The sequence below is a fragment of the Streptomyces sp. NBC_01013 genome, assembly GCF_045162765.1.
GTDB lineage: Bacteria > Actinomycetota > Actinomycetes > Streptomycetales > Streptomycetaceae > Streptomyces.
On the sequence record NZ_CP108687.1, the window covers coordinates 5,908,598 to 5,935,519 of the forward strand.

Below are 26,922 nucleotides of genomic sequence, written 5' to 3' on the forward strand. Positions count from 1 at the left end.
GCACGCACGCTTCCGGCGGGGGCGCCGTTCATCCACGCTCCGCGTCGGCTCGCCCGTCCGCCTTGGCATCGCACGCCGAGGACCGCGTCCGCTCATCCGGTCCGGTGCCATCCGACAGGGCCTCACAGCTGCTGGTTCTTGCGGCGGCCGCTGATCAGGAACCCGGCGCCCGCTCCGACGGCGAGCCCGATCCCGACGAACCACCAGACACCGCCGATCCCGTCCCCGTCGCCGCTGTCCTTCTTCTCCTCCTCGGTGGCACTCGCCGTCGGCTTCGCGACGGCGGCGGGCGCGGGCCCGGTCGCGTTCAGCTGGGCGACGAGGTCGGCGCCGCCGAAGTCGTGGACGTCCGCACCGGTGGCGTGGGCGGCCATGACGAGCTGCGCATACGCGGCGGGGCCGTTCTCCTTCGCCCAGTCCGCGGAGTTCTCCGCGAGCCACTTCACGGACGCGGCGGCCTTGTCCTTGTGGCCGGACGCGGACAGGGCGACGACCGCGTCGGCCGTGTTGCCGAAGTCCGGCTGCGGGGCGCTGTCCTCCGCGCCGGGCATCGGCGGGGAGTCGAGGTGGCCGGTCTTCGCGAGGGCGCCCGCAAGGTAGGAGGCACCGTTCTGGGCGGCCTGCTCGGGCTTGAGAGCCTTGCCCTTGGTGCAGGTGGGGTCCTTGACCGCGGCGTTGTCCCCGATGACGAACCCCTTGCCCAGGGAGCCGAGCACAGCGGCCGCCGTGGCGTCGCCGTTGGCGACGAGCTTGCCGGCCTTGTCCGGCTGGTACGCGAACGCGCCGCCCTCCTTGCCGCCGCAGGGGATGGCGAAGCTGAGCAGGGCGTCGTACGGGGTCTTGCCGCCGTCCGTCGTCACGTCGCCGAGCTTCTGCCCGGCCCGGCCGAGGGTGCCGATGACGATCGACGTGGAGTTCGCGTCACTGGGGCTGCCGGCGGTGTAACCCCAGCCGCCGTCCTCGTTCTGTACGGACTTCAGCCAGTCGACGCCGGTCGCGACGAGGTCCTCGTGCCCGCGGACCTCGTGCAGTGCCTGCACGGCGGCCGCGGTCGCATTGGTGTCGATCATGGTCTTGGCGTCGCAGGGCACGGAGGCGTCGGGCCGGTACGCGGGGAAGGCCCCGCTGTCGCACTGCTGGCCGATCAGCCAGTCGACGGCCTCGGCGGCGGGCGTGACCCCCACGGTCCGCTGCGCGACGAGCGCCAGCGACTGCCGCCACACCCCGTCGTACGTCGGGTCCTTCGTGCCGTGCAGCCCCGAAGGCAGAGCCACGGAAGGCGAGGGGGAGGGGGACGGCGCGGCGACTGCGGCCGGGGCTGCGGCCGCACAGAGCACGGTGGCGGTGGCGGCGAGCGCAGCTGCGCTGCGGCGTACGGTCATGGCGGGCGGGGCCTCTCCTGGGGGAACCGGGCACAGGCACACACAGGCACCAGGCTCCGGCTCCGTCTACCTCGACGGTGCCGGCCACCGGGGGTCCCGACGGCACGAGCCGGTCACGACACGGACAGGGCATTCCGACTTCCGCCCGGGAGGGCGGTCACGGGATGGGGCTCCCCTGCTCGAGCGGAGTCGAGAGCTTGGGGAAGGGTCGGTGCCGGATTCGCTCCGGCTTCCCCCCTGAACGGGCATGATGACGACTCGCCCACTCTACCGGGCGGGTACCACGGGGCCCTGGCCGGGCGCCGCGGCACACAGGGCCGGGGAGGTGGGGCGTGTCCCCTCCGGGTCCTGCACCGAAGTGGACCCGCCCCGGCGCCGCGCACCGAAGTGGACCCGCCCCGGCGCCGCGCACCGAAAAGGAGCTGAGGGGCGCCCCCGGTCCGTGGTTGCATGAGCCGCATGGTGTCTGCCGAGCACTTGCTCGCCTTCGCGGCTATGTCGTTCCTGCTGATCGTGATTCCCGGGCCCAGTGTGCTGTTCGTGATCGGACGGGCGTTGGCGCAGGGGCGACGCGCGGCGCTGACCACGGTGGCGGGGAACTCCCTGGGCGCCTACGTGCTCATCGTGGCCGTGGCCCTCGGGGTCGGGTCGGTCGTGGAGCGCTCCGTCCTGGTCTTCACGGTGCTGAAGCTGGCCGGTGCCGTCTACCTGGTGTACCTGAGCGTCCGAGCGTGGCGGCAACGTGGCTCGCTTCAGGACGCGTTCACCGGCACGACGACCGCCCAGGGCGGTACGCGCACGTTCTGGGACGGCTTCGCCGTCGGCGTGGCCAACCCCAAGACCATGGTGTTCTTCGCTGCCGTGCTGCCGCAGTTCGTCGACCGCGGCCAGGGACACACCGTGGTCCAGATGCTGGTGCTCGGGCTGGTCCTCAACATCATCGCCCTGACCTCCGACAGTCTGTGGGGGCTGCTCGCGGCCACCGGGCGGGACTGGTTCGCACGCTCGCCCCAGCGGCTGTCGCTGGTCGGAGGAGTTGGCGGGGTCACGATGATCGGGCTCGGTGTCACCATCGCCGTGACCGGACGCAAGGACTGATCCCGCACCACGCAGGCTGCGTCGGTCACGTCGGTCGCCGGCCCGCACTCGCCGGCCCGCACTCGCCGGCCCGCACTCGCCGGCCCGCACTCGCCGGCCCGCGCCCGCCGGCGTACGGCCGCCGCCGGTCACAGCACCCGGACCTCCCCCTCGGGAAGCTTCGCCCACCAGTGGTGGTAGCGGCTGTAGACCGCCGCCTCGCGGTCGCCGAGGAGAGCCGTCAACGACTGTGCCTCCGCGGCGAGCCCGTCCCAGTCGGCGCGTGACAGCGGGTGGAAGGCGGTGGCCTCGATGCCGTCGGCCGTGGAGCGCCACACGCCGGCGACGCGGCCGTCCACCAGCAGGGTGGGCAGCACGTCGCCGTTGCGCCGGATCACCAGGGGTCGGTACTCCGGAGGTATCACTCGGCTGCGGTCGGCGTAGGCCAGCAGAACGCTGTCCCACATGGCCATGAGCCGCGGTGGGGCGGGGACGTCGGCCGGGGGCCGGGGCGCACCGGGCAGGTCGAACAACGTGCTGCCGTCCGGCCCCCGGAGCTGCTCGACGGTCTCACCCATGGCCTGGAGCGCGGTGCGTACGGACGTCCGCCGCACCAGGGCGAACTGCGCCACGTCGGCGATCGAGGCGGGCCCGAACCCCGCCAGGTAGCGCAGGATCAAGGTCTGCAGCGCCTGGGCGTCCACAGCCCGGCCCACGGGTGCGGGCCCTTCGCCGGCCGCGACGAAGGAGGGCCGGTGGCCGAAGGCCCAGGTGGCGTCCGTGGGGACGTGGTGCAGCGGCGCGTAGGCCTTCAGCCCCCACCACCCTCCGTCCTTCTTCTCGGCGCCCAGCCGCTCCTCGGCCCATGCCTGCATCTCGGCGGAGGTCCGTGGGGCGCGGGCGAAGGCCAGCAGCTCCGGCACCAGCTCCTCCGCGTCCGCGGGAGTCAGCCCGCACACGGCGAAACGGGCTCCGAGCCGGGAGGCGTACAGCGTCGGCTGCATGGCCGCACGGAAGGGCGGGTAGTCCTCGGCGTGCACGGCGTGCAGCGTGATCCGCATCAGGGTGGCCTTGACCACCGCACGCTCGGCGAAGGCGGCGTCGAGTTCGGCCGGAGTGAAGTCGGTGAGCCGGTTCCACAGGGCGAGGTAGGGGGACGCCGGGTGCTGTGCCTGGAGCGCGACCACCCGTCGCACGCCGGCGGGGACGCTCAGCGGCTCACGGGCCAGGAGCAGTTGGCGGCCGAGGGTGGCCCGGTTGAGTTCGCGCGCGGTGATCGTCACAGCTCAGGATTGTGCCCTGAACCGGCCGTTGGGAGGGGGCGCGCCGTCCGTCGGCGGTCAGCCCTGCGGATCGGCCGTCAGCTCCACGGCGTCCAGGACGACGGGCTCATCGAGGCGCTCTGTGCTCACGGGGACAACTGTGCCATCGCACTGACGGCCGCCCCGCGGGAGCACCTCGTTCGGGTGAATAGTCGTTCCGGTTTGTCCTCTGTCATCCGTTACGCATAGATTCCCGTCCACGCTGTCCGGGAACTGTTGTCTCTCGGCTCGCAGTTGAGCGACAACGCGACCCGTCATCATCGGCTGGGAGGGCCCCGCCCCTATGTCCGGAACCGTCGACCGGTGGACCATCGCACTGCGCAGCGCCTGGAAGGACGGCACGGCGTGGCCGTGGTGCCTGGCGGCTCTCGCGGCGGCGTGCGGCTATGCCGTGGCCACCGTCTTTCACCCCGGATACCTCAGCGCGGACAGCAACACCCAGCTGTGGCAGGCGCTCGGGGACGAGCCGGTGAACGACTGGCATCCGCCGGTGATGGCGCTCGCGTGGCGCATCCTCATCCAGGTCACGGGGAACTTCTCCACCATGGCGGCCGTGCAGGCCGCCGTGCTGTGGGGGGCGCTGTGGATCCTCGCCCGGCTGGTGTGGACGAGGACCCGCAGCCGTGGGCTCTCCCTCGCGGTGCTGGCCGTCGGCTGGGCGCCGCACATCGTGAACCTCACGGGAGTGGTGTGGAAGGACGTGCACCTCGCGTACGCGCTCCTCGCGGTCTTCGCGATCGTGCTCACCGTGCGCGAGCTGCCCCGGGAACGGGTCAGGACCCGCTGGGCCCTGCTGGTGCTGGGTCTGCTGTTCCTCACCTACGCCGCCCTCGTACGGAAGAACGGCATCCCCGCCACGATCCCGGTCTTCGCCCTGCTGGTCCTCGCGGCGTGGCCCGCCCCGGGCCGGCGCCGATGGCTGGCCGCCACCGCTGTCTTCGCCGCGGTCGTGATGGGCGGCAGCGCCGCTGTGAACGCGGCGACCCATCCGTTGGCCACGCGGGTGTACGCGGTGATCCCGGTGGACGACCTCGTCCACGTGCTCACCCCGGACCAGGTGCGCACCGCCGCCGAACAGGCGGGCGCGGGCACCGACCTGCGGGACCGTCTGATCGCCGCAGCCGTCACGTGCCAGAAGCGGAACATCACCTCGGACGGGTACCTGCAGTGCTTCCCGCAGCGCCGGCCGTTCGACGTGACGTATCTGGACCGGCACGCCGACGTTCTCGTGCGCATGTGGACGCAGCAGATGCCGAAGCACTGGAAGGGCTACGCGGAGTACCGGGCCCGGGTCTTCACCAAGCTGCTCTTCCGGAGCAACCAGACCTTCTGGAACGGCACCCGTGTCAATGCCGGTGCCCGGCTGCACCCCGAGGTGCGGAAGCAGCCGCTGAACGACACCCTGAGGTTCGCTCTGCAGAACTACGTGACCGGTTCCTCCCGCGACCTGCCGATGCTCTTCCAGGGCTGGTTCTGGCTGGCGGTCTCGCTGGTGCTGGTGCTGCGCCGCCGGTGGGCCGGGCCCTGGACCCGCGAACTCCGGCTCCTCGGGGCGAGCTCCCTCCTGTACCTCCTCGCCTACCTGCCCACGGCGCCCGAGTCCAACTACCGTTACGTGTACTGGCCCGCGCTCTCCGGGACCGTTGCCCTCACCCTCGTTGCGACCGCCTTCGTGGCGCGCCGCCGCTCGGTGCCGGCCGGCCCCGCCGGTGAGCCGGACGCCCGGCCCGCCGTTCCACCGGCCGGCCGCGCTCCCGAGGCGGCCCCGGCGGGACCCCGCGAGGACACCGGCGCCGCCGTGTGACCCCGCTCGGCGCCCTGCTCACACCGCCACGTATGTCACGGGCTCGCTGCCGGCCACCGCCTCCGCGCGGCCCAGCTTCACCAGCCGGCGCAGATGTGACTCGGCCTCCGAGACGGCGATGTTCCGTGACCCGTAAGGGATCTGCTCCCAGGGGCGGTTCCACTCCATCCGCTCGGCCAGCTGCCAGGGCGTGAGCGGTTCGGCGAGCAGGGCGAGGAGGCCCGTGAGGCGTTCCTCGTGATGGTCCAGGAGTTCCTGTACGCGCCCTGCCGCGTCCGCGAACGCGTACTGGTGCGCCGGAAGGACTTCCGCGGCGCCCAGGCGGCCGATGCGCTCCAGGGAGTCGAGGTAGTCGCCCAGCGGGTCCGTGGCCGTGGCGTCGTCCGGGTCCTCGTAGAGGCCGACATGCGGGCTGATGCCGGGGAGCAGGTGATCGCCGGAGAAGAGGCGGCCGCGGCCGGGGAGGTTGGCCGGATGGTCCTCCTCCAGGTGCAGGCAGACGTGGCCGGGGGTGTGCCCCGGTGTCCAGATCGCACGCAGGGTGCGGCCCGCGAGGTCCAGGAGCTCGCCCGGCACGATCTCACGGTCCGGGATCGCGGCCCGCAGGCCGGGCAGGGTGCGCATGCGGCCGCCCTTCTCGCGGGCGGCCAGCAGCGGCGCGATGTGGTCCTCGGGCGCTCCGACCGTCGCCAGCTTCGTCGCGAGGTAGGCGAGCCAGGTCCCCGGTTCGGACGCGCGGGTGCGGCGGACGATCGCCGTGTCGGCGGCGTGCATCGCTATCCAGGCCCCGGACGCCTCCCGGACCTGGCCGGAGAGGCCGTGGTGATCGGGGTGGTGGTGCGTGATCACCACTCCGTGGATGTCGGCGACGTCCACCCCCACGGTCGTCAGTCCGGCCGTCAGGGTGTCCCATGCCTCCGGGTCGTCCCAGCCGGTGTCGATAAGGACCGGGCCCCGGTCCGTGTCGAGGAGATGGACCAGGGTGTGGCCCAACGGGTTGTCAGGGATGGGGACCTTGATGCTGTGGACGCCTCCACCGTGGTTGATCACCTGCGACATGAACTCCCCATCTCTCCGCGGCCTCGGCGGCGTGCGGGGTGCGGCCACGACGCGTCGCGTCCACTGTAACGAGAACTTGTTCCAGTGGTAGCCCCGGTCGACCATCTGGACGCGGTATCCCGGGACGGCTATCCGATCAGGGTGGCCTTCGGGCGCACGACGCAGAACTCGTTGCCCTCCGGGTCCGCGAGCACGGTCCAGGACTCGTCCCCGGTCTGCCCGACGTCCACGCGGCGTGCGCCGAGCGCGAGGATGCGCTCGATCTCCGCGGCACCCTCCTCCGGGCCCGTCGTCAGGTCGAGGTGCAGGCGGTTCTTCACGGTCTTCGCCTCGGGTGCCGGCATGAAGCAGATGCCCACCGGGGCGTCCGCGTCCGGGCCGATCACGACCTCGCGCTCCCGTTCGGACAGGATGCGCCACTTCAGTACCGCGGCCCAGAAGCGGGCCAGGGCGGGCAGGTCGTGCGTGTCGATGACGATGTGGTGCAGGGATGCGGTCATGGACGTCAGTCTGCCGTCCGGGCCGCGCTGCCGGTGCTGTCCCGGCCGTGGACTCCTGGAAGTGGAACTGGTATCAGTTCTGACACGGAGTCAGATGAGGGGCCGGACGCGGATGTGGGCGCGGGAGCGGACGCGGGAGCGCCGGCGGATTCTGATGCCAGGTCAGTCAATGAGTCGATCGGGTCACGTGCCGCGTCGCGGGAGGCAGCAGCCATGAGCGAGCTTGTCGAACACGGAAAACTGTTCATCGGCGGGGAGTTGGTCGATCCGCTGGGGCGGGATGTCATCGAAGTCATCTCCCCGCACACCGAGCAGGTCATCGGCCGCGTGCCGCATGCCGCCGAGGGGGACGTGGACCGGGCCGTCGCCGCCGCCCGGCAGGCGTTCGACCACGGGCCCTGGCCGCGGATGACGCTGGACGAGCGCATCGCCGTCGTCACGCGGATCAAGGACGCCTTCGCCGTTCGGTACGAGGAGATCGCCCGGGTCATCAGCTCGGAGAACGGCACCCCGTACACCTCCAGCGTCATGGTGCAGGCCCTCGCCGCGATGATGGTGTGGGACGCGGCCATCACCGTCGCCCGCACCTTCCCGTACGAGGAACGCCGGGACGGGGCCCTCGGGCCACTGCTCGTGCGGCGGGAGCCGGTCGGCGTCGTCGCGGCCGTCGTGCCGTGGAACGTGCCCCAGTTCACCGCCGCCGCCAAGCTCGCGCCCGCGCTGCTCGCCGGGTGCTCGGCCGTCCTCAAGGTGTCGCCCGAATCTCCGCTCGACGCCTACATCCTGGCCGAGATCGTCACCGAGGCCGGGCTGCCCGAGGGGGTGCTGTCGATCCTGCCCGCCGACCGCGAGGTGAGCGAGTACCTCGTCGGACATCCCGGGGTCGACAAGGTCTCGTTCACCGGGTCCGTCGCCGCCGGCCGGCGCGTCATGGAGGTCGCCTCGCGCAACCTCACCCGCGTCACCCTGGAGCTCGGCGGGAAGTCCGCCGCCGTCATCCTCCCCGACGCCGACCTGGGCGCCGCCGTCGCCGGCATCGTGCCCTTCGCCTGGATGATCAACGGGCAGGCCTGCGTGGCCCAGACCCGCATCCTCGTGCCGCGTTCCCGGTACGAGGAGACCGCGGAGGCCTTCGCCGCGGCAGCCGGCGCGCTGAAGGTCGGCGACCCGCTCGACCCCACCACCGAACTCGGACCGCTCGTCGCGCGGCGCCAGCAGCAGCGCTCCCTCGACTACATCCGGATCGGGCAGGAGGAAGGTGCCAAGGTCCTGACCGGGGGCGGCCGGCCCGCATCCCAGGAGCGTGGGTGGTACGTCGAGCCGACGCTCTTCGGCGATGTCGACAACTCCATGCGCATCGCCCGCGAGGAGATCTTCGGGCCGGTCATCTGCCTGCTGCCGTACGGCGACGAGGACGAGGCCGTGAAGATCGCCAACGACTCCGAGTACGGCCTCAGCGGCAGCGTCTGGACCGCCGACACCGAGCGCGGCATCGACATCGCCCGCCGGGTCAGGACCGGCACCTACAGCGTGAACACCTTCAGTCTCGACATGCTCGGGCCCTTCGGCGGCTACAAGAACTCCGGGCTGGGCCGCGAGTTCGGACCCGAGGGGTACGGGGAGTACTTCGAGCACAAGATGATCCACCTGCCCGCCGGGTACGGAGGAGAGGCCTGATGGGGGACCGGTGGAGCGTTGAGGTCGACCGCGGGGTCTGTATCGGCTCGGGGATGTGCGTGAACCACGCTCCGGACGGCTTCCGGCTGGACTCTGCCCGGCAGTCCCACCCCGTCGACCCGGAGACCGACGCCAACGAGCGGGTCCTCGCCGCCGCCGAGGGATGCCCGGTCGAGGCCATCACGTTGGCGCTGGCCGACTCGGGAGAGGTGGTGTTCCCGCCGGAGGACTGAGGGGCGCGGGTGCGGGCTGTGCCGTCGGGGCGGGCGGCGACGGCGGTGTCACCGGCATCGTCTCGGCGCGGGTGGTGGCGACCGGTGAGGCCTCCCGGCGAGGGGGCAGTCGGGCAGTCGTACGCTCGCCGGAGGGGAGGCACTCATCGGCTGTCTCCTTGGCTCCCGCGGCCCCGTCCGGCACCCGATGCCGTCCCGGCTCCCGACGTCCTCCCGCCCCCGCCCGTCAGGCGGGCGGGGCGACCAGCGTCCCGGACCGGTGCGAGCGGCGCAGCGCGTCGGCCACGAATCCGTCGGCCTTCAGTTCCTCGACCAGGTCCCGCAGGAACCGCACCGTCTCAGGCGTCCGGCTCCGGGTCGTTCCCACCGCCTGCCGGATCTCCATGAACCGGTCCTCGATGAGCCGCACCACGTCCGGGTGCCCCTCGACGTACTCGGTCAACGGCTGCCGGATGCCGGCCGCGGCCTCCAGGCCCTGCTCGCGGAAGACGTCGACGCCCTCCGCGCCGCGCACCACGGTCGCGTGCCGGAGGGTGCGGGTCAGGAACAGGTCGTATGCGGAGCCCTGCTTCACGCCGATCCGGACACCCGCCCGGTCGACCTCGGCGGCGGAGACGAGGTCCGATCCGACGGGTACGGCGTACACGCCCTCGATCATCACGTAGGGGGTGGTGAAGGCGACTTGGGCCTCTCGCGCCGGCTCGATCGCCAGGAAGCAGATGTCCGCCCGGCCGGAGGCCATCGCCTCGTACGACCTGCGCGCCGCGTCGAAGCAGAGCAGCTCCACCGGCACCCCCAGGCGCGCACCGATCTCCCGCGCGAGATCGACCGTGACGCCGCTCGGATCGGCGGACGTGCCCTGGGCGAGGACGGGGTTCCCGAGGTTGATCGAGGCCCTCAGTACCCCCGTCCGTGCCAGGTCGGTGGTGACGGAGGCGGTCGCGGTCTTCATGGTGCGGAGTGTAGGACACCCGCTCAAAGGCCGGCTTCGGGCGCCGAGCCCGACAACAGGTACAGCCGCAGCGCCAGTTGCAGCTCCAGTGCCCGGTCCGGCTCGTTCCAGTCCCGGCCCAGCAGGACCTGGATCCGGTCGAGGCGCTGCACCACCGTGTTCACGTGCACATGCAGCTCGTCCTTGGCCCGGATCAGGCTGCCGCCCGCGCCGAAGTACGCGCTCAGCGTCCGCACCAGATGCGTGCCGCGCTGCGCGTCGTACTCCAGCAACGGCCCCAGCGCCGCCGTCACGAAGCCGTCGACATCCTGCGCGTTGCCCAGGACCACGCCCAGGAAGCCGAGTTCCTCCACGCACGCGCCCTCGCCGGTGCGCCCCAGCACCCGCATCGCCCGCAGACAGCGCGCCGCCTCGCCGTACGCCTGGGCCAGCTCCCGGGGTCCCCGGGCGGGCCCGGCGGCGGCCACGGTGACGGGGGACTGCGCCAGCTGTCTCAGCTGGGCCGCCGCCGAACGGGCCGCGCGGCCCGCGGCCGTGCCGTCGTCCTCGATCAACAGGACCACCGTGCCCGCGTGTTCGGCACTCACCCCGTGGATGTCGCCACCGAACAGATAGCGCATGGCGGCCGGGGCCAGCCGCTCACGCGCCCCGGTCTCCGCCACCAGCAGCAGATGCGGGCGGTCCAGGTCGATGCCCAGGCGGCGGCCGCGCTCGGCCAGCCCCGCCGGGTCGCGGCCGGTGTCCGTCAGCAGGTCGGCGATCAGCTCGCCCCGTATCCGGTTCTCCGTCTCGGCCACCGTGCGCCGCAGGAGCAGGAGGAGTCCGGTGACCACCGCAGACCGTTCGAACAGCCGGCGGTCGGAGTCGTCCAGGGGGCGGGCGCGGTGCAGCACCAGTCCGGCCAGCAGCTCCTGCCCGGCGAGCACCGCGCAGACCACCCGGCCGTCGCGGTGCACGGCACGCGCCCCCGTACGGGACTCCTCTGCCGCCTCCGCCAGCCACCCGGCGTCCATGCTGTCGGCGGCGAAACCCGAGCCGTCCGGGCGCACAGCCGCCAGCGGACGGCCGCCCGGGTCGTGAATGGTCAGCGGGGAGTCCAGCAGCCCGGCGACGGCGGCCGCGACGTCCTTGACGTCCCGGCCGCGCAGCACCAGGTCCGTCAGCCGGTCGTGGGACTCCTCGGCCCGCTGCATGGCCGCCGAGTGTGCCCGTACGGAGGCGTTGGCCTCGGCCAGCTCCGCGTTCGCCTCCGCCAGCTCGGCGAGGGCCGCGGTGGTGTCGGCGAGCGCGCGGGCCGTGTCGATGGCGATCGCCGCGTGCGCGGCCAGCGAACAGAGCAGCGCGACCTCGTCGGGGCTGAAGACCCGGGGCGCCCGGTCTGCCGCGAAGAGGACGCCGATCACCTTCCCCGTGCCGCCGCGGCTGGAGCCGAGCAGCAGGGGCACGCCCAGGATGGCGACCAGGCCCTCGTCCAGGACTCCGGCGTTGATGTTGCGGGTGTGGTGGAAGCGTTCGTCGGCGGGATAGTCCGGAGTCGCGTACGGGCTCGCGGTCTGCGCCACGAGGCCGCCGAGCCCCTCGCCGAGTTCCAGGCGCAACCGCTGGAAGAGGACCGACACCGACCCGTCGGTCACCCGCATGTAGGTGTCGCCCGCCTCCTCGTCGGGAAGCGTGAGGTAGGCCGTGTCCGTGCCCAGCAGCATCCTGGCCCGCCGCACGATCGCCTTCAGCACGTCGTCCAGGTCACGGGAGGCCGCCAGGTCGCCCGCCGTGTCGAACAGCGCGGTGAGCTGGAGCTCCCGGCGCCGGTGCTGACGCAGGGCGCCCCTGATCCGCAGCGCGGTGGCCGTGGCGCGTTCCACCTCGGCGAGCCCCTCCACCGGCACACCCTCCCCCCGCGCCTGCGAGAAGACCGCCCCCAGCGCCTCGGCGGGCGCGTCGTCGGCCAGCAGGTCGAACAGGCGCCGGAGGTGGGGCGCGGCGGAGGGGAGCGGTTCAGGCATGGCGTCCAGCGTTCGTAGGAGGTGGGTCGAGGCCGGTCAGTTGGCGGTCCAGCCGCCGTCCATGGAGAGCGAGGTGCCCGTGATGTGCCCGGTGCGCGGTCCGCACAGCCACAGGACCGCCTCGGCGACGTCCGCCGGCTCGATCAGCCGCTTGATGGCGCTGCGCTCCAGCATGACCCGCCCCACCACGTCCGCCTCCGAAATGCCGTGCGTCCGCGCCTGGTCGGCGATCTGGTTCTCGACCAGGGGTGTGCGTACGTATCCGGGGCTGACGCAGTTGCTCGTCACCCCGTGCTCCGCCGCTTCGAGCGCGACCACCTTGCTCAGCCCCTCCAGTGCGTGCTTGGCCGTCACATAGGCCGACTTGTAGGGACTCGCGCGCAGCCCGTGCACCGACGAGATGTTGACGACGCGCCCCCAGCCGCGTTCGTACATGCCCGGCAGGGTCCTGCGCAAGATGCGGAACGGGGTCTCCACCATGACGCGCTGGATCAGGGCGAAGCGCTCCGGCGGGAACTCGTGGACGGGAGCGACGTGCTGGAGCCCCGCGTTGTTGACCACGACGTCCACCTCGGCCGGCAGTGTGTCGACGACCGCGGGGTCGGACAGGTCCACCACCCAGGGCGTCCCGCCGATCTCCTCCGCGAGGCCCTTCGCGGCCTCGCCCGACCTGTCCACGACGTGCACATGCGCGCCCGCCGCGGCCAGCGCCTGGGCGCAGGCCCGTCCGATGCCGCTCGCCGCACCGGTCACCAGCGCGGTGCGCCCGGCCAGGACCGGTTCTGCGGGTACCTGCGGTGCTCCGCCGCCGGGAAAGGGGGCGGCGGGCTCGTGATCCGGTCTGCGGGAAGTCTCCATGGCCGTCACCGTAGGTACGCGACGGCCCGTCTCACACGGCGCCGGTGCACACACCCTGGGCCCCCGGCATGGTGGCGGCGTACATGGTGTGTGCTCCGGCCCGGTCCGTCAGTTCGCGGCGTCCAGTGCCGCCCGCTGCTCCGCGGTCAGCTCCAGGTCCACCGCTGCCAGGCTCTCGTCCAGCTGCGCCACCGACGAGGCGCCGACCAGCGGGACCACCGGGACCTCACCGCCGATGAGCCAGGCCAGCACCACCTGACCGGGGGTCGCGCCGGTGGCCTCGGCCACCGCCTGCAGCGCCTCACGGCGGGCGGGCGTTCCCGGGTGGTCGAACTCCGGGCCGAGCGGCCGGTCCGAACGGCTGTAGGCGCCGCCCAGCAGCGGCGAGTAGGCCACCGGAACGAGGGAGGGCTCGGACCGGAGATAGCTCAGCAGGTCGCCAGCCATGACTCCCTCCTGGCCGTCCGGGGAGCGCAGACTCGGAAGGTCCGTGCGCCGGCGCAGGTAGCTGTGGTGGTACTGGAGCACCTCGTACCCGGGCAGACCGGCGGCCGCCGCGAGCGCACGGGCCCGTTCGACCTGCCACGCCCAGTGGTTGCTCACGCCCAGCAGCCCGACGGTGCCCTCCGCGACCAGTTCCCCGAAGGCCTCGACCGTCTCGCTCAGGGGAATTCCGCGGTCCTGGACGTGGGCGTAGAGCAGGTCCAGCTTGTCCACCCCGAGGTTCTCCAGGCTGCGCTCCGCGGACTCCCGGATCACCTTGGCGGACAGGCCCTCGATGTCGCGGGAGAACCCTTTGCTGGGGGTGTTCGGGCGGCCCCCGAGCTTCGTCGCGATGACGATCTCGTCGCCCACCCCGCGGCTGCGGCGCCAGCGGCCGAGCAGCTGCTCGCTCTCCCCGCCCTGGGTGCCCTCGACCCAGAACGCGTAGTTGTTGGACGTGTCGATGAAGGTGCCGCCGGCCTCGGCGTACCGGTCCAGGATCGCGAAGGACGTCGCCTCGTCGGTGAGCGTGCCCATTCGCATGGCGCCGAGGCTGAGCACGCTCACCTCCCGGCGGGTCCGCGGGCCGGTGCCGATGGTGCGGTAACGCATGGGGTTCCCCTCCCAACAGCCCGTCTTGGTACGGGCGTCGAGCGGTGCAGTCTGCATGCTGGAGCGCGCTCCATGTCAACCTCCAGACCCCGCCGTCCAGGGCGCGGGCCGCCACGCAAGGGCGGCGGCGCACACAGCCGGGGCCGGGGAGTGTCCACCGGTCCCATGGGCGCGGACGCCCCCTGCTCGTAGGTTCCGGCAGCAACTCGTACCCCCCACTCTCCGACCAAGGAGGCCGCCCCCGTGCGCCCATCGATCATGAAACGCCTGTTCCGCCGCGTCGCGTCCACGGCCGTCCTCGGCCTGCTCGCGGCGACGCTGAGCACCACCACCGCCGCGCAGCCGGCCGCCGCTGCCGGTGGCCTCCAGCAGGTCACCGGCTTCGGATCCAACCCCGGCAACCTGCAGATGTACGCCTACACACCCGCGGGCCTCCCGGCGAACGCGCCCCTGGTCGTCGCCCTGCACGGCTGTACCCAGACAGCGAACGCGTACTACACCAACTCCGGCTGGCCGAAGTTCGCGGACAAGTGGGGCTTCGCCGTCGTGTTCCCGCAGACCACGTCCGCGAACAACTCCCTCTCCTGCTTCGGCTGGTTCGACCCGGCCGAGGACACCCGCGGCAAGGGCGAGGCCGCGTCCATCGTGCAGATGGTCGAGTACGCGAAGCAGAGTTACGGCTCCGACGGCCGGAGGGTGTACGTCACCGGTCTCTCGGCGGGCGGCGGCATGACCGCGGACCTGCTGGCCGCCTACCCGGACGTGTTCGCGGGCGGCTCGGTGGCCTCCGGGCTGCCCGCACAGTGCGCGACGAGCCAGGCGGCCGCGTCGGGCTGCCAGACGGGCCCGCAGAAGCTGACCCCCGCGCAGTGGGGTGACAAGGTCCGTGGCGCCTATCCCGGGTACACCGGGCCCTGGCCCCGAGTGGCGATCTGGCAGGGCACCTCGGACTACACGGTGTACCCGGCGAACGCCACGGCGCTGCGCGACCAGTGGACGGACGTCTGGGGCATCGGCCAGACCCCGTCGTCCACCGACACCCTCCCCGGGAACACCACCCGCAGCGTCTACGACGACGCCTCGGGAAGCCCGGCCGTGGAGACGTACTCCGTCTCCGGCATGGGCCACGGCCTGCCCGTGAGCCCCGGCTCGGGTGACCAGCAGTGCGGGAGCACCGCCGCCTACTTCCTCGCCACGATCTGTTCGACGTACTACACGGGCGTCTTCTGGGGCCTGGACGGCGGGACCCCCGGCGGTGGCGGCGGTCAGCTCCCCGCGCCCGCGGGTGTGACCGTCACCGGCACCACCGCCGCCACCGCGTCCCTGTCCTGGAACGCGGTCGAGGGCGCGGCCTCCTACGAGGTCCGCCGCAACGGCACGAAGATCGCGTCGCCCACCGCCACCACGTACACGGACACGAACCTGACCGCCGGGACCGCCTACCGCTACACCGTGGCGGCGGTCGACGGATCGGGCACGGCCGGCGCCGCATCGGCCCAGGTGACGGCGACCACCACCGGCGGCAGCACGCCCGCACAGTGCTACACCGCCACCAACTACGCGCACGTCACGGCCGGCAGGGCCCACACCACCGGCGGGTACGTGTACGCCAACGGCTCCAACCAGAACATGGGCCTGTACAACGTCTTCGTCACCCACGTCCTGAAGGAGTCGCCTGCGGGGTACTTCGTGATCGCGGACAGCGGCTGCACCGGCTGACCCGTGGGGTGGGCCGGGCCCGGCGGGGGACCGCCCGGCCCGGCCTCCTCGTCAGGCCCGCGCGTACGCCACCAGACGGTCGGCGATCTCCTGCCCGCCCCGCTCGCCCGTGAGCACCGTGTAGTGGTTGACGTCCTTCACCGCCACCGGCTCCACCGCGGTCCCGCCCAGGCCGGCCATCGCGAGCCGGCTCTCGTCGTACAGCCCCTGCTCCTCGTCCATCAGGCCCCGTGCCGCCCACAACAGCGTCGCCTCGACGGGCAGCTTGCGTACGGCGTCGAGCACCTCCTCGTCGAACAGGCCGACGCCGTCCGTGCGGATCGCCTCGATCCGGCACGTGGAGCGCAGGACGGGCTCCTCGCCCGTCAGGTCACGCTGGATGTACGCGTCCACCTCGTCCGACCACGCACCGGCGAACGCCGGGTGCGCCTGCCAGAAGGCGCGATAGGCGGCCCGGTCCGTGAACGTCATCGACAGACGGTCCATCGCCGGGCCGATCACCGCCGTCAGCAGCTCGTCGGGCGTCAGATGCGTGGGCGCGGGGAAGCCGATGCCGCCGTCGACGAGCAGCAGCGGGCCGAAGCGGTCGGGGTGGCGCACCGCGGCCAGCGCCGCCACGAACGCGCCCATCGAGTGGCCGGCCAGCACCACCCGTCCCAGGCCCAGGGCCTCGGTCAGGGCGGCGATGTCGTCCGCGTGCGTGGCGATGCCGTACGGACCGGGGAGACCCGAACTCCGTGCCCTGCCCCGCAGATCGGGGGCGATGAGCGTGACGCGGCCGGCCAGCAGCCGGGCCACCGGGCCCCAGGAGAGCGCGTTGGCCGTGATGCCGTGCAGCGCCACGACCGTCGGCGCCTGTGGATCGGTGGCCGGCCAGCGCAGTGCGGCCAACTGGCCCCCGTTCACGGGGACTTCGATCTCCTCGTACGGAGTCACTGGTTTCCGGTCTCCTTCCGGTGCAGGACAGTCCTGAGTCGGGACGGCAACCGGGCAAGCCCGCCCGGCAGCAGATGTACCACGGCCACGAACAGCACGCCCAGCAGGAACAGCGGCTGGGAGAGCGGGACGCGGAGCACCGCGGGCAGATCGGCGACCGCGCCCGAGCCGGCCAGGTCGCCGAGCCGGTGGTCCGCCCAGGTGTAGAGGATGCCGCCGACCATCGGCCCCCAGCGGGTGCCCGAGCCGCCCAGCACCACCATCACCAGCAGCGACAGCGTGAAGTCGGACGTGGTGGTCTGGGGCGTGGAACCACCGGTCAGGAGCAGGTGCACGATGCCGCCGAGCGCGGCGAGCGCGCCCGCGACGACGAAGGCCGTCAGCTTGAAGCCGTACGGCTTCAGCCCCAGCACCTCCACCCGGCGCTCGTTCTCCTTGATGCCCTCCCAGACGCGTCCCGTGGGGGAGCGGACCGCCCAGGTCACGACGGCCAGAGTGAGGACGAGGTAGGCGAGCGCGATCCAGTAGAGGTTCGCGGTGTGGTCGATACCGACGAGCCAGGAGGGCAGCAGGTCCGCCGGCGCCGCCCGGCCCTCCTCGCCGCCGGTGACGCCACCGGGGTTGCGGGACACCAGGATCGAGCCCGCCTGGGCGAAGGCGAGGGTCACCATGGAGAAGCCGATCCCGGTGACGCGCAGGCTCACCGACCCCAGCACCAGGGCCAGTGCCGTCCCGAAGAGCAGACCGAGGAACGCGGCGAGGGCGAAGGGCAGCCCCGCCTCCAGCAGGAACATGTTGGTGGCGTAACTGCCCGCCGCGAAGTAGAGCGCGTGGCCGAACGAGAGCAGTCCGGTGCGCCCGAGCAGCAGGTCGTATCCCGTGGCCAGCGCGCCGAACAACAGGCACGTGGCCAGGAGTTGGAGGCTGCCCGCGCTGCCGAGCGGCCCGTCCAGCAGGCCCGGCACCGGCACGGCACTGAACGGCGCGACGGCGAGGACCAGCAGCACGGCGGCCGGCCACCAGCGCAGCAGCCGAGGCGTGCCGGTCGTCCGTATCGGGGCCACGGGGCCCTGGGTGCGGTCGTGTGTCTCGGTGGCGGTGCTCACGCGAGCCTCCCCGTCAGTCCGCGCGGGCGGATCAGCAGCAGCGCGGCGAGCAGGACGACGACCGCCAGATCACCGAGACCCGCCGCGGTGTAGTAGTTGGCGAACTGCTGGACCAGGCCGATGACGACGGACGCCACGGCGGCGCCGGTCACCGAGCCCATGCCGCCGGTGACCACGACGACGAACGCGAAGATCAGCAGCGAGGTGCCCTGGCGGGGGTCGACCGAGCCGAAGTACAGCCCGCCGAGCGCCCCGCCCAGGGCCGCGGCCGAGCCGCCGATCGCGAAGACGAGCGTGAACGCCTTGCGGACGTCGATGCCGAGCGCGGTGACCATCGCCCGGTCCTCGACGCCCGCCCTGACGACGAGGCCGTGCCGGGTCCGGCCGAGGAAGAGCCGCAGCGCCACCAGGACCACGACGGCCGCCGCGATCAGCACCAGCCGGTTGACGGGGACCTGCGCGCCCAGCAGCCCGAAGGTGCCGGAAAGGGCTTCGGGCCCGGGGAAGGTCCGGGCGTCCGAGCCCCAGATGCCCGACAGCAGCGCCGGGACGGCGAGCCCCACCCCGACCGTGGCGAGCACCTGCTCGCGCGGACGGGTGTACAGCGGGCGGACGACGGCGAGTTCGAGGAGTACGGCGGCCGCGGTGCCCACCGCCGTACCGAACAGGACCGCGAGGACGAAACCGGCGCCCCCCGGCCCCGCGCCGGGCAGATTCCCGGACGCCGCCCACCACGTGCCGTACGCGCCGATGGACAGCAGCGCACCGTGGGCGAAGTTGAGGACGTCCATCAGGCCGAAGATCAGCGAGAGTCCGGACGCGATGAGGAAGTAGAGGGCTCCCAGACCGAGACCGGTCAGAGTGAGCAGGACGAGGGTGGACATCAGGAATCCGCCTCCGCGGTGTGAGGGGTCAGCGGGCCGTGGCCCACGCCGAGCAGCCTGCGGGCAGCCTCCGCGTCGCCGAGCAGCGCGTCCGCCGGGCCCCGGTGGGCGGTCCGTCCGTCGGCCAGCACCACACAGTGCGCGGCCAGTCGCCGTACGACGGCGAGGTTCTGTTCCACGAGCAGCACCGGCACCGCCTCGGCGGCCCGCTCCAGCACCTGCGCCACCTCGGTGACCACCCTCGGCGCCAGGCCCTTGGTGGGTTCGTCCGCGATGATCAGCCGGTTGGCGTTGAGCAGGGTGCGCCCGATGGCGACCATCTGCTGCTGACCGCCGGACAGCGTGCCGGCCGCCTGCCGGGCCCGCTGTTTCAGTTCGGGGAACAGCTCATGGACCAGGGCGTACGCGGGCTCGCCCGCGCCGCGCCGCTCGGCCAGCCGCAGGTTCTCCGCGACGGTCAGGCCGGCGAAGATGCCGCGGTCCTCGGGGGCGTAGCCGATCCCGCGCCGTACCAGCGCGTGCGTGGGCAGTGCCACGGTCTCCTCGCCGTCGAGGCGGACGCTGCCGCTGCGTGGGACGAGACCGAGGACGCCCCGTACGGTCGTGGTCTTCCCGGCCCCGTTGCGGCCGAGCAGCGCGGTCACACCGTGGGCCGCGACGTCCAGGTCGACGCCGTGCAGGATGTGGCGGCCGCCGATCAGGACCCGCAGATCCCTCACGTCGAGCAGGGGTTGCTCCGTCATCACAGTCCCTCCCCGAGGTAGGCCTGCTGCACGGTGGGATCGGCGGTCACGGCCTCGGGCGTGTCCAGGGCGAGCAGCCGGCCGTGGTGCATCACGGCGAGCCGGTCCGCGAGGCCCAAAAGGACGTCCATGTGGTGCTCGACCATGAGGACCGTGCGGCCCTCTTCCCGGTGCAGGGTGCGGATCAGTTCGGTCAGCGCCGGGACCTCCTCGGCGCTCACCCCGGCCATCGGCTCGTCGAGCAGCATCAGCCGCGGCTCGCCCACCAGCAGCACGGCGAGCTCCAGCTTCCGCTTCTCGCCGTGCGACAGTTCGGCTGCCGTCGCCCCGGCCCGGTGGCCGAGGCCGGTGCGCTCCAGGACACCGGCCACCTCGGCGGTGTACGGGTCGGCCCGCCGCCAGAGGCGGTACGAGCCGCCCCGGGCGGCCTGCGCGGCCAGCCGGACGTGGTCGGCGACCGTCATCGCGGGCCAGAGGCTGGACGTCTGGAACGTCCGGCCGATGCCCCGCCGGGCCCGGACGTGTGCGGGCCGGTCCGTCATGTCCGCGCCGTCCAGCGCGATCGTGCCCGCGGTGGGCAGGGTCAGACCGCTGATCAGGTTGAACAGGGAGGTCTTGCCGGCCCCGTTGGGGCCGATGAAGGCGAGGAACTCGCCTTCGCGGACGCTCAGGGAGATGTCCTGGACGATGGTCGCGCCGCCGACGCTCCAGCCGATCCCGTCCAGCCGCAGCACGGGCGTCGCCGGGTCCCCCGGGCCACCGTCCCGGTGCCCGAGGGGGTGAGGTGCGGTCACGGTTCAGCCCGCCGAGGGCTTCGCGGGCGGTGCCACGGTGTCCGGTGCCTCGGTGTCCAGCAGTTCCGGCTTCGCGGCTGCGCCCTTGCCGGTCAGCCGGGCCACGAACATCGGCTGCAACAGCGCGTGGTCCTCGGCCCGGACCTGCTGCTTGCCCTTGGGACCCTCGAAGGTCCAGCCCTCCAGGGCCTTCACCATCGCGGCCGGGTCGGTGGCGCTGCCCTCGGCCACGGCGTGCACGATCATCTGGGCCGCGGTGAAGCCGTCAGGGGTGAACAGGTCGGGGGTGCCACCCGCCCCGGTCACCGAGTCGAGCATCGCCTTCTCCACGGCGTTGCCGCCACCCGCGCCCGGGAAGTAGTGCGCCAGGAACGACACCTTGGAGCCGGCAGCTCCGAATACCGGGTACGAGGCGGTTCCCGCCAGGCCGGTGACCACCTTGCCCGCGCCCAGCACGCCCTGCTGGTCCAGCGCGGTCCACAGGGCCGGGGCGGTGGAACCGGCCCAGGCGACGAAGACCAGATCCGGCCCGCCGGCCTTGACCTGCCGGGCGAACGGTGTCAGGTCCGTCGCGCTGGGCGGCGCCATCACGGAGCCCACCTTCGCGCCCTTCGCTCCGAGCACCGCCTTCACGGCTGCGACGTTGGCCTGGCCGAAGGTGGAGTCCTGGGCGAGGACCGTGACCTTCTTGCCCTTGGCATCGCCCAGCATCGCGCCCGCCGTCAGGATGTCCTGGTAGGACTGGCGGCCCGAGCGGAACGTGAAGTCGTTGATGCCGGTCACCGCGTCGGTGGCTGCCGGGCCGCTGACGTACAGCACCTTGTTCTGTGCGGCGAGCGGCGCCATCTGGAGGGCGACACCGGAGTCGGTGGTGCCGGCCAGCACCTTGTAGCCCTTGCCGATCAGGTTCTTCGCCGCGGAGACGGCCTTGCCGGGATCGCCCGCGTCGTCCTGCTCGGCGACCTCGATGCGGTGGCCGGCGACCTTTCCGGTGCCCTTGGTGGCGTAGTCCAGGCCCGCCATGAAGCCGTCGCGGTACTGCTTCCCGTAGTCCGCGAGGAGCCCGGTCCGGGAGTAGACCAGGCCGACCTTCACGGGCGCGTCCCCGGCGGACTTCCCGGACCCGTCGGACCCGGAGCCGCCCGCCGTGCCGGCGGCGGTGCAGCCGGTCAGCAGCAGACCGGCGACGGCCAGTACGGTGACGGCTGACAGGGACCTGTGCTGGACGGTGCTGCGGGTGCCTGTACGGGATCTGCTGGCTCTGCGACGCATGGTGACCGGCTCCTCGGCGTGTTCCTGTGATGTCGCCGAACCGTATGAACACCGTGCCGTCGTCGATATGGTGCAGGGGACCCCACCTGACCCGGGAGCCATGTGGGTGCGCTCCATAGGCAGAGGTCGGGGGGCGGGCGCCCCGAGCGCTCAGCCCGCCGGTTCCTGCGCCGTCAGGTCGATCAGCCGGCAGACCGTCTCGATGTCTATCTTCACCTGCGCGATCGACGCCCGGCCCGACAGCCAGGTGATCAGTGCCGAGTGCCAGGTGTGCTCGATGACCCGGACGGCCGAAAGCTGCTCGGGCGTCGGGTGGTCGAGCCCCATCGCGTCCAGGATGATCGCCGTCGTGAGCCGCGAGACCGTGTCCACCTCGGGGCTCACGCTGCGGTCCGCGAAGGTCAGCGCGCGCACCATCGCGTCCGCCAGATGCGGTTCGCGCTGCATCGCGCGGAAGGCGCGCATCAGCGTGTCGGCGACCCGCTCCGCCGCGTCGTTCCCGGTCGGAGGCCGTTTGCGGAGCGTCCCGTGCATGTGCTGGAGCTGGTCCTGCATGGTGGCGACCAGCAGATGGACCTTGGACGGGAAGTAGCGGTACAGGGTGCCCAGGGCCACCCCGGCGGCCTCCGCCACCTCGCGCATCTGGACGGCCTCGAAACCACCCCTGCTGGCGAGCTGGGCGCTGGCGTGCAGGATGCGGCGGCGGCGTGCCTCCTGGCGTTCCGTCAGGGGCGGCGATGCCGGTCTGGCTTCCGCTGTCATGTGTCCCATCCCGAGGCTTCTCTCCGCGGCCGCGAGGCTGCGGCGGCCGGTCCGGCGGCGCACAGCATGCCAGGGTGTGTGCCGTGGCGCGAATCACCTGATCCGGCCGTTGCACCGTTGCTACCTGCCGGTAGATTCGTAGCTCATTGAACGATCCAGTCGGAGACCGACCGGCACAGGGGGACGGGTGGAGGAGCGGGGCCGGTCACGTGCAGCTGCAAGGCGGAGGATCGAGTCATGGCGGAGCCATGATGATTGACGACAACGCCGCAGATGTGCGTGACCGGCCCCGCGACGCCGCCCTCCATGTGCCGGTCGGTCTGTAACTTGTTCTAGATTAGCGCGAGCGGTTACGCTCCGGCGAACACGCAGTGAGAAGGGGGCCGAGTGTGACCGCTGAGGCCATAGAGTCGGGCCCCCGTACGGGCGTCGATACGTCGGACACGGGCGCGGCCGGCGACCGGCCCCTGCGCATCGCGCTCCTCACCTACAAGGGCAACCCCTTCTGCGGCGGCCAGGGCGTCTACGTACGCCACCTCGCCCGGGAGCTCGCCCGCCTCGGCCACAGCGTCGAGGTGATCGGCGCCCAGCCCTACCCCGTGCTCGACGAAGGCGTCCCGCTCACCGAGCTGCCGAGTCTGGACCTCTACCGGCAGCCCGACCCGTTCCGCACCCCGAAGCGGGGCGAGTACCGGGACTGGATCGATGCCGCCGAGGTCGCCACCATGTGGACCGGCGGCTTCCCCGAACCGCTCACCTTCAGCCTGCGCGTCCGGCGCCATCTCGCGGCCCGGCGCGGCGAGTTCGATGTCATCCACGACAACCAGACGCTCGGCTACGGGCTCCTCGGCGACCTCGGCGCCCCACTCGTCACCACGATCCACCACCCCATCACCGTCGACCGGCAGCTCGACCTGGACGCCGCCCCGACCCGTCGCCGCCGCGCCTCCGTACGCCGCTGGTACGCCTTCACCCGCATGCAGAAGCGGGTCGCGCGCAAGCTGCCCTCCGTCCTCACCGTCTCGGGCTCCTCCAAGCAGGAGATCGTCGACCACCTCGGTGTGCGGCCCGGGCGTGTCCACGTGGTGCACATCGGCGCCGACACGGACCTGTGGTCGCCCGACCCCGCCGTCGCCGAGGTGCCCGGCCGGATCGTCACCACGTCCAGCGCCGATGTCCCGCTCAAGGGCCTCGTCCACCTCGTCGACGCACTGGCCAAGCTCCGTACCGACAACCCGGCGGCGCACCTCGTGGTCGTCGGCCGCCGCGCCGAGGACGGGCCGGTCGCCCAGGCCATCGAGCGGCACGGCCTCGGGGACGCCGTCGAGTTCGTCAAGGGCATCAGCGACACCGAACTCGTCGACCTGGTGCGCAGCGCCCAGATCGCCTGCGTCCCCTCGCTGTACGAGGGCTTCTCGCTGCCCGCCGCCGAGGCCATGGCCACCGGCACCCCGCTCGTCGCCACCACCGGCGGTGCGATCCCCGAGGTCGCGGGCCCGGACGGCGAGACCTGTCTGGCCGTCCCGCCCGCCGATGCCGGGGCCCTGGCCGACGCGCTCGGCCGGCTGCTCGGCGACCCGGAGCTGCGTGCGCGGCTCGGGGCTGCGGGCCGCGCACGGGTGCTGGCCCGGTTCACCTGGAAGCAGGCGGCGATCGGCACCGCCGCCCTCTACCGGGAGTCGATCGCGGCCCGCGCCGCCACCGGCCCCGGCGGCCGACGGTGACCCCCCGCTTCCCGATCCGCTGACCTCCGTTCTCCCCTCCCGACACCTCGACCGCGAAAGCAGGCATTCGTGCTGACCGTGGACTTCACCCGCTTCCCGCTCGCCGCAGGCGACCGAGTGCTCGACCTGGGCTGCGGCGCCGGACGCCACGCCTTCGAGTGCTACCGGCGCGGCGCCCAGGTCGTGGCTCTCGACCAGAACGGCGAGGAGATCCGCGAGGTCGCGAAGTGGTTCGCCGCGATGAAGGAGGCCGGGGAGGCGCCCGAGGGTGCCACCGCCACCGCGATGGAGGGCGACGCGCTCAACCTGCCGTTCCCCGACGAGTCCTTCGACGTCGTGATCATCTCCGAGGTCATGGAACACATCCCGGACGACAAGGGCGTGCTCGCCGAGATGGTCCGGGTCCTCAGGCCCGGCGGCCGGATCGCGATCACCGTGCCGCGTTACGGCCCCGAGAAGGTCTGCTGGACGCTCTCCGACGCCTACCACGAGGTGGAGGGCGGCCACATCCGCATCTACAAGGCCGACGAGCTGCTGGGCAAGATCCGCGGCGCCGGCCTCAAGCCGTACGGCACCCACCACGCGCACGCCCTGCACTCGCCCTACTGGTGGCTCAAGTGCGCCTTCGGGGTGGACAACGACAAGGCGCTGCCGGTACGGGCGTACCACAAGCTGCTGGTCTGGGACATCATGAAGAAGCCGATGGCGACGCGGGTCGCCGAGCAGCTGCTCAACCCGGTCGTCGGCAAGAGCTTCGTGGCCTACGCGACCAAGCCGCACCTGCCCACCGCCGCGGCCGCCGCCCCGGCCGACGATTCCGCCAAGGCCGAGGCGTGAGTCTTCCCGAGCAGACCGAACACCTCGTCCTGCCCGGGGTGCTCACCGCCGGAGAGGCAGCCGAGACCGTCGCCGCGGTGCTCGCCGTACAGCGCGACGACGGGGCCATTCCGTGGTTCCGCGGCCACCACCTCGACCCGTGGGACCACACCGAGGCAGCCATGGCGCTGGACGCGGCCGGCGAGCACGCCGCCGCGGCACGCGCCTACGAGTGGCTCGCCCGCCACCAGAACGAGGACGGTTCCTGGTACGCGGCCTACCACGACGGCGACCCGCAGCAGCCGACCGACCGCGGTCTGGAGACCAACTTCTGCGCCTATGTGGCCGTCGGCGTCTGGCACCACTACCTCGCCACCGGCGACGACGCGTTCGTCGACCGGATGTGGCCGACGGTCTACGCCGCCGTCGAGTTCGTCCTGAAGCTCCAGCAGCCCGGCGGGCAGATCGGCTGGAAGCGGGAGGCCGACGGCACCCCGGTGACGGACGCGCTGCTGACCGGCTCCTCCTCCATCCATCAGGCGCTGCGCTGTGCGCTCGCTCTCGCCGAGAGCCGCGAAGAGCCGCAGCCCGACTGGGAGTTGGCGACCGGGGCGCTGGGACATGCGATCCGCCGCCACCCGGAGCGCTTCCTCGACAAGAGCCACTACTCGATGGACTGGTACTACCCGGTCCTCGGCGGCGCGCTCAGCGGACCCGCGGCCAAGCAGCGGATCGAGGAGGGCTGGGACCGCTTCGTCGTCCCGGACCTCGGCGTGCGCTGCGTGCTGCCCAACCCGTGGGTGACCGGCGGTGAGAGCTGCGAACTCGCCCTGGCCCTGTGGGTGATGGGCGAGTCCGACCGGGCCCTGGAGATCCTCCAGTCCATCCAGCACCTGCGGGCCGAGGGCGGGTTGTACTGGACGGGGTACGTCTTCGAGGGCAACCGGGCGTTCTGGCCCGAGGAGCACACGGCGTGGACCGCCGGCTCGCTCCTGCTGGCGGTGGCCGCGCTCGGGGGGGACGAGGCGACCACTGCGGTCTTCGGCGGGGAACGGCTGCCGAAGGGGCTGGAGCCGGACTGCTGCGGTTGAGACCGGCCGCCCTCCTGTGCCGGCCGGTCCGAGCCCGCCCGGCACAGGAGGGCGGCCGCGGGCCGAGCCCGCCCCTCCTCGGCGCTTCTCAGTGCCTGATGCGACCGGCGACCGCGTGACCGACGAACAGGTACACGACGGCGGCGAGTCCGTATCCGGCGACGACCCTGGCCCACGCCGCGTCGAACGTGAACAGGTCGTACGACCAGCCTGCGAGCCACCGGGCGCTGTGCTGCACGAATTCCACCAGGTCGTTGCCCCGGTTGGCGTCGAGCAGGTACATGAGGATCCACAGGCCGATGATGAAAGCCATGATGTCGGCCACCACGGCTATGACACGTGCTGCGGTGCTGCTTCCCTTGCCTCTGCTGTAGGACATGGATTCCAGGTTGCCGCTTTCCGCCCGGTGAAACCCGGACGGCGGTCCCGAGGTGGCGGAGCGGGACCGCCGGACCCAGCCTTGCGGGGGAGTGCCGGGTGCCGGCGCCCACCGTGATGTCCCCGGTCAGGGAGGCCCGCCGTGCCCCGTTCCGAACCGCTCCGCAGACTGCTCGTGGCTTTGGTGCTGTCGTGCTCCGTACTGGTGGGTGCCACCGCGTGCGGGGGTGACGACACCGGCGGGGCGAGCAGCTCGGCGTCGCCCACCGGCACGTCGTCGGCCGAGGCGCAGAAGTTCGCCAAGGCGCGGTTCGTCGCCAACGCGGGGCTCGCGGCGGGCGCCACGTACCAGTGGATCGTCAAGCCGTACCGCGCCGGGAAGTTCAAGAAGGGTGCGGACGGGCGGACCTTCGCACTCGTCAAGGCGGGGCTCGCGGGCGGCTTCGCCTACAACCGGCTCAAGGCCGCCTCCGACAACGCCAAGGGCGACCCGCTGCTGTCGAAGGCCGTCGCCCCGCTGACCGCGGGCATCGCATCGCTCAAGGGCATGGCCACCAAGCTCCGCAAGGGCGAGGTGGGCGACGGGGACGTCGGTGTGTTCGAGGGCGTCATCAACAGCGTCAAGGACGCCGGGAAGAGTGCGGGCGCCGAGGTGAAGGACACGGTTCCGTCCACCTCGCAGCTCGGCGGATAACCGCATGTGAGAGGGATCGTGGCAGCACTGAGGGCTGTCCC

General features: G+C 72.4%; 25 protein-coding genes. 9 read left to right on the forward strand and 16 right to left on the reverse strand.

The genetic code is table 11. The features are described 5' to 3' along the window. Window positions 1-122: 122 nt before the first annotated feature. Window positions 123-1,382 (reverse strand): prenyltransferase/squalene oxidase repeat-containing protein, encoded by a 1,260-nt coding sequence (locus OG538_RS25705; RefSeq protein WP_406097391.1) that lies wholly within the window; start codon window positions 1,380-1,382, stop codon window positions 123-125. 459 nt (window positions 1,383-1,841) lie between these two features. Here OG538_RS25705 and OG538_RS25710 point away from each other — a divergent pair, with 459 nt between their 5' ends. Further along, window positions 1,842-2,480 (forward strand): LysE family translocator, encoded by a 639-nt coding sequence (locus OG538_RS25710; protein ID WP_406097393.1) that lies wholly within the window; start codon window positions 1,842-1,844, stop codon window positions 2,478-2,480. 128 nt (window positions 2,481-2,608) lie between these two features. On the opposite strand, the gene OG538_RS25715 is transcribed toward OG538_RS25710, so the two are convergent. Then, window positions 2,609-3,742: a winged helix DNA-binding domain-containing protein gene (locus OG538_RS25715; RefSeq protein ID WP_406097395.1), complete on the reverse strand. Its 1,134-nt coding sequence runs from the start codon at window positions 3,740-3,742 to the stop codon at window positions 2,609-2,611. Window positions 3,743-4,064: 322 nt separating this feature from the next. On the opposite strand from OG538_RS25715, the gene OG538_RS25720 reads away from it, so the two are divergent. Further along, a complete protein-coding gene (locus tag OG538_RS25720) occupies window positions 4,065-5,585 on the forward strand; it encodes a hypothetical protein (protein ID WP_406097397.1) in 1,521 nt (506 codons plus the stop codon). A gap of 18 nt (window positions 5,586-5,603) precedes the next feature. Here OG538_RS25720 and OG538_RS25725 read toward each other — a convergent pair whose 3' ends face one another. Together OG538_RS25725 and OG538_RS25730 are read right to left on the reverse strand one after the other, a co-directional pair. After that, window positions 5,604-6,644: an MBL fold metallo-hydrolase gene (locus tag OG538_RS25725; protein WP_406097399.1), complete on the reverse strand. Its 1,041-nt coding sequence runs from the start codon at window positions 6,642-6,644 to the stop codon at window positions 5,604-5,606. Window positions 6,645-6,772: 128 nt separating this feature from the next. Continuing rightward, complete coding sequence (locus OG538_RS25730; RefSeq protein WP_406097401.1) at window positions 6,773-7,144, reverse strand: VOC family protein; 372 nt, start codon at window positions 7,142-7,144, stop codon at window positions 6,773-6,775. A gap of 213 nt (window positions 7,145-7,357) precedes the next feature. Here OG538_RS25730 and OG538_RS25735 point away from each other — a divergent pair, with 213 nt between their 5' ends. Together OG538_RS25735 and OG538_RS25740 are read left to right on the forward strand one after the other, a co-directional pair. Continuing rightward, window positions 7,358-8,821, forward strand: a complete 1,464-nt coding sequence (locus OG538_RS25735; protein WP_406097404.1) for an aldehyde dehydrogenase — start codon at window positions 7,358-7,360, stop codon at window positions 8,819-8,821. After that, window positions 8,821-9,054, forward strand: a complete 234-nt coding sequence (locus OG538_RS25740; RefSeq protein ID WP_406097406.1) for a ferredoxin — start codon at window positions 8,821-8,823, stop codon at window positions 9,052-9,054. The genes OG538_RS25735 and OG538_RS25740 overlap by 1 nt, the downstream gene beginning before the upstream one ends. Before the next feature lie 226 nt (window positions 9,055-9,280). Here the strand turns inward: OG538_RS25740 and OG538_RS25745 are convergent, their stop codons facing one another. The 4 genes from OG538_RS25745 to OG538_RS25760 all read right to left on the reverse strand — a co-directional run bounded on the left by OG538_RS25745 (window position 9,281) and on the right by OG538_RS25760 (window position 13,962). Further along, the gene (locus tag OG538_RS25745) at window positions 9,281-10,006 is read right to left on the reverse strand and encodes a transporter substrate-binding domain-containing protein (RefSeq protein ID WP_406097408.1); all 726 of its coding nucleotides are present in this window, start codon (window positions 10,004-10,006) and stop codon (window positions 9,281-9,283) included. 23 nt (window positions 10,007-10,029) lie between these two features. Further along, window positions 10,030-12,009, reverse strand: coding sequence for a helix-turn-helix domain-containing protein (locus OG538_RS25750; RefSeq protein WP_406097410.1), 1,980 nt, complete (start codon window positions 12,007-12,009; stop codon window positions 10,030-10,032). A gap of 36 nt (window positions 12,010-12,045) precedes the next feature. Continuing rightward, window positions 12,046-12,867 carry a 3-hydroxybutyrate dehydrogenase gene (locus OG538_RS25755; protein ID WP_406097412.1) on the reverse strand — a complete coding sequence of 274 codons (822 nt, stop codon included), beginning with the start codon at window positions 12,865-12,867 and terminating at the stop codon, window positions 12,046-12,048. A 108-nt stretch (window positions 12,868-12,975) separates the two neighbouring features. Beyond that, window positions 12,976-13,962 carry an aldo/keto reductase gene (locus OG538_RS25760; protein WP_406100298.1) on the reverse strand — a complete coding sequence of 329 codons (987 nt, stop codon included), beginning with the start codon at window positions 13,960-13,962 and terminating at the stop codon, window positions 12,976-12,978. A 243-nt stretch (window positions 13,963-14,205) separates the two neighbouring features. On the opposite strand from OG538_RS25760, the gene OG538_RS25765 reads away from it, so the two are divergent. Continuing rightward, entirely contained in the window at window positions 14,206-15,681 is a 1,476-nt protein-coding gene (locus tag OG538_RS25765) for a PHB depolymerase family esterase (RefSeq protein WP_406097414.1), read from the forward strand. A 51-nt stretch (window positions 15,682-15,732) separates the two neighbouring features. Here the strand turns inward: OG538_RS25765 and OG538_RS25770 are convergent, their stop codons facing one another. The 7 genes from OG538_RS25770 to OG538_RS25800 form a co-directional block, all read right to left on the reverse strand. Next, window positions 15,733-16,617, reverse strand: a complete 885-nt coding sequence (locus OG538_RS25770) for an alpha/beta fold hydrolase (RefSeq protein WP_406097416.1) — start codon at window positions 16,615-16,617, stop codon at window positions 15,733-15,735. Beyond that, window positions 16,614-17,723 carry a branched-chain amino acid ABC transporter permease gene (locus OG538_RS25775; protein ID WP_406097418.1) on the reverse strand — a complete coding sequence of 370 codons (1,110 nt, stop codon included), beginning with the start codon at window positions 17,721-17,723 and terminating at the stop codon, window positions 16,614-16,616. The genes OG538_RS25770 and OG538_RS25775 overlap by 4 nt, the downstream gene beginning before the upstream one ends. Continuing rightward, window positions 17,720-18,607: a branched-chain amino acid ABC transporter permease gene (locus tag OG538_RS25780; RefSeq protein ID WP_406097420.1), complete on the reverse strand. Its 888-nt coding sequence runs from the start codon at window positions 18,605-18,607 to the stop codon at window positions 17,720-17,722. Before OG538_RS25780 ends, OG538_RS25775 begins: the two co-directional genes overlap by 4 nt. Beyond that, window positions 18,607-19,350 carry an ABC transporter ATP-binding protein gene (locus tag OG538_RS25785; protein WP_406097422.1) on the reverse strand — a complete coding sequence of 248 codons (744 nt, stop codon included), beginning with the start codon at window positions 19,348-19,350 and terminating at the stop codon, window positions 18,607-18,609. The genes OG538_RS25780 and OG538_RS25785 overlap by 1 nt, the downstream gene beginning before the upstream one ends. Next, window positions 19,350-20,144 (reverse strand): ABC transporter ATP-binding protein, encoded by a 795-nt coding sequence (locus OG538_RS25790; RefSeq protein WP_406097424.1) that lies wholly within the window; start codon window positions 20,142-20,144, stop codon window positions 19,350-19,352. The genes OG538_RS25785 and OG538_RS25790 overlap by 1 nt, the downstream gene beginning before the upstream one ends. Window positions 20,145-20,147: 3 nt before the next feature. Continuing rightward, window positions 20,148-21,416: a substrate-binding domain-containing protein gene (locus OG538_RS25795; protein WP_406097426.1), complete on the reverse strand. Its 1,269-nt coding sequence runs from the start codon at window positions 21,414-21,416 to the stop codon at window positions 20,148-20,150. Between the two features lie 150 nt (window positions 21,417-21,566). Further along, window positions 21,567-22,178: a TetR family transcriptional regulator gene (locus OG538_RS25800; RefSeq protein ID WP_406097427.1), complete on the reverse strand. Its 612-nt coding sequence runs from the start codon at window positions 22,176-22,178 to the stop codon at window positions 21,567-21,569. 389 nt (window positions 22,179-22,567) lie between these two features. Here OG538_RS25800 and OG538_RS25805 point away from each other — a divergent pair, with 389 nt between their 5' ends. From OG538_RS25805 to OG538_RS25815, 3 genes are all read left to right on the forward strand, one after another. Beyond that, window positions 22,568-23,902 (forward strand): glycosyltransferase family 4 protein, encoded by a 1,335-nt coding sequence (locus OG538_RS25805; RefSeq protein WP_406097429.1) that lies wholly within the window; start codon window positions 22,568-22,570, stop codon window positions 23,900-23,902. A 69-nt stretch (window positions 23,903-23,971) separates the two neighbouring features. Beyond that, a complete protein-coding gene (locus OG538_RS25810) occupies window positions 23,972-24,739 on the forward strand; it encodes a class I SAM-dependent methyltransferase (protein WP_406097431.1) in 768 nt (255 codons plus the stop codon). Next, the gene (locus OG538_RS25815; protein ID WP_406097433.1) at window positions 24,736-25,809 is read left to right on the forward strand and encodes a prenyltransferase; all 1,074 of its coding nucleotides are present in this window, start codon (window positions 24,736-24,738) and stop codon (window positions 25,807-25,809) included. Before OG538_RS25810 ends, OG538_RS25815 begins: the two co-directional genes overlap by 4 nt. 88 nt (window positions 25,810-25,897) lie before the next feature. On the opposite strand, the gene OG538_RS25820 is transcribed toward OG538_RS25815, so the two are convergent. Next, the gene (locus OG538_RS25820; RefSeq protein WP_406097435.1) at window positions 25,898-26,188 is read right to left on the reverse strand and encodes a hypothetical protein; all 291 of its coding nucleotides are present in this window, start codon (window positions 26,186-26,188) and stop codon (window positions 25,898-25,900) included. A 141-nt stretch (window positions 26,189-26,329) separates the two neighbouring features. Here OG538_RS25820 and OG538_RS25825 point away from each other — a divergent pair, with 141 nt between their 5' ends. Next, window positions 26,330-26,881 (forward strand): hypothetical protein, encoded by a 552-nt coding sequence (locus OG538_RS25825; RefSeq protein ID WP_406097437.1) that lies wholly within the window; start codon window positions 26,330-26,332, stop codon window positions 26,879-26,881. The last annotated feature ends 41 nt before the right edge of the window (window positions 26,882-26,922 follow it).

What these genes read in the sequence shown, in the direction of transcription:
- OG538_RS25720 (WP_406097397.1), top strand. Translation starts at nt 4,065, where the DNA reads ATGTCCGGAACCGTCGACCGGTGGACCATCGCACTGCGCAGCGCCTGG.
- OG538_RS25710 (WP_406097393.1), top strand. Translation starts at nt 1,842, where the DNA reads ATGGTGTCTGCCGAGCACTTGCTCGCCTTCGCGGCTATGTCGTTCCTG.
- OG538_RS25760 (WP_406100298.1), bottom strand. Translation starts at nt 13,962, where the DNA reads ATGCGTTACCGCACCATCGGCACCGGCCCGCGGACCCGCCGGGAGGTG.
- OG538_RS25750 (WP_406097410.1), bottom strand. Translation starts at nt 12,009, where the DNA reads ATGCCTGAACCGCTCCCCTCCGCCGCGCCCCACCTCCGGCGCCTGTTC.
- OG538_RS25740 (WP_406097406.1), top strand. Translation starts at nt 8,821, where the DNA reads ATGGGGGACCGGTGGAGCGTTGAGGTCGACCGCGGGGTCTGTATCGGC.
- OG538_RS25745 (WP_406097408.1), bottom strand. Translation starts at nt 10,006, where the DNA reads ATGAAGACCGCGACCGCCTCCGTCACCACCGACCTGGCACGGACGGGG.
- OG538_RS25730 (WP_406097401.1), bottom strand. Translation starts at nt 7,144, where the DNA reads ATGACCGCATCCCTGCACCACATCGTCATCGACACGCACGACCTGCCC.
- OG538_RS25780 (WP_406097420.1), bottom strand. Translation starts at nt 18,607, where the DNA reads ATGTCCACCCTCGTCCTGCTCACTCTGACCGGTCTCGGTCTGGGAGCC.
- OG538_RS25725 (WP_406097399.1), bottom strand. Translation starts at nt 6,644, where the DNA reads ATGTCGCAGGTGATCAACCACGGTGGAGGCGTCCACAGCATCAAGGTC.
- OG538_RS25755 (WP_406097412.1), bottom strand. Translation starts at nt 12,867, where the DNA reads ATGGAGACTTCCCGCAGACCGGATCACGAGCCCGCCGCCCCCTTTCCC.
- OG538_RS25795 (WP_406097426.1), bottom strand. Translation starts at nt 21,416, where the DNA reads ATGCGTCGCAGAGCCAGCAGATCCCGTACAGGCACCCGCAGCACCGTC.
- OG538_RS25785 (WP_406097422.1), bottom strand. Translation starts at nt 19,350, where the DNA reads ATGACGGAGCAACCCCTGCTCGACGTGAGGGATCTGCGGGTCCTGATC.
- OG538_RS25820 (WP_406097435.1), bottom strand. Translation starts at nt 26,188, where the DNA reads ATGTCCTACAGCAGAGGCAAGGGAAGCAGCACCGCAGCACGTGTCATA.
- OG538_RS25705 (WP_406097391.1), bottom strand. Translation starts at nt 1,382, where the DNA reads ATGACCGTACGCCGCAGCGCAGCTGCGCTCGCCGCCACCGCCACCGTG.
- OG538_RS25800 (WP_406097427.1), bottom strand. Translation starts at nt 22,178, where the DNA reads ATGACAGCGGAAGCCAGACCGGCATCGCCGCCCCTGACGGAACGCCAG.
- OG538_RS25735 (WP_406097404.1), top strand. Translation starts at nt 7,358, where the DNA reads ATGAGCGAGCTTGTCGAACACGGAAAACTGTTCATCGGCGGGGAGTTG.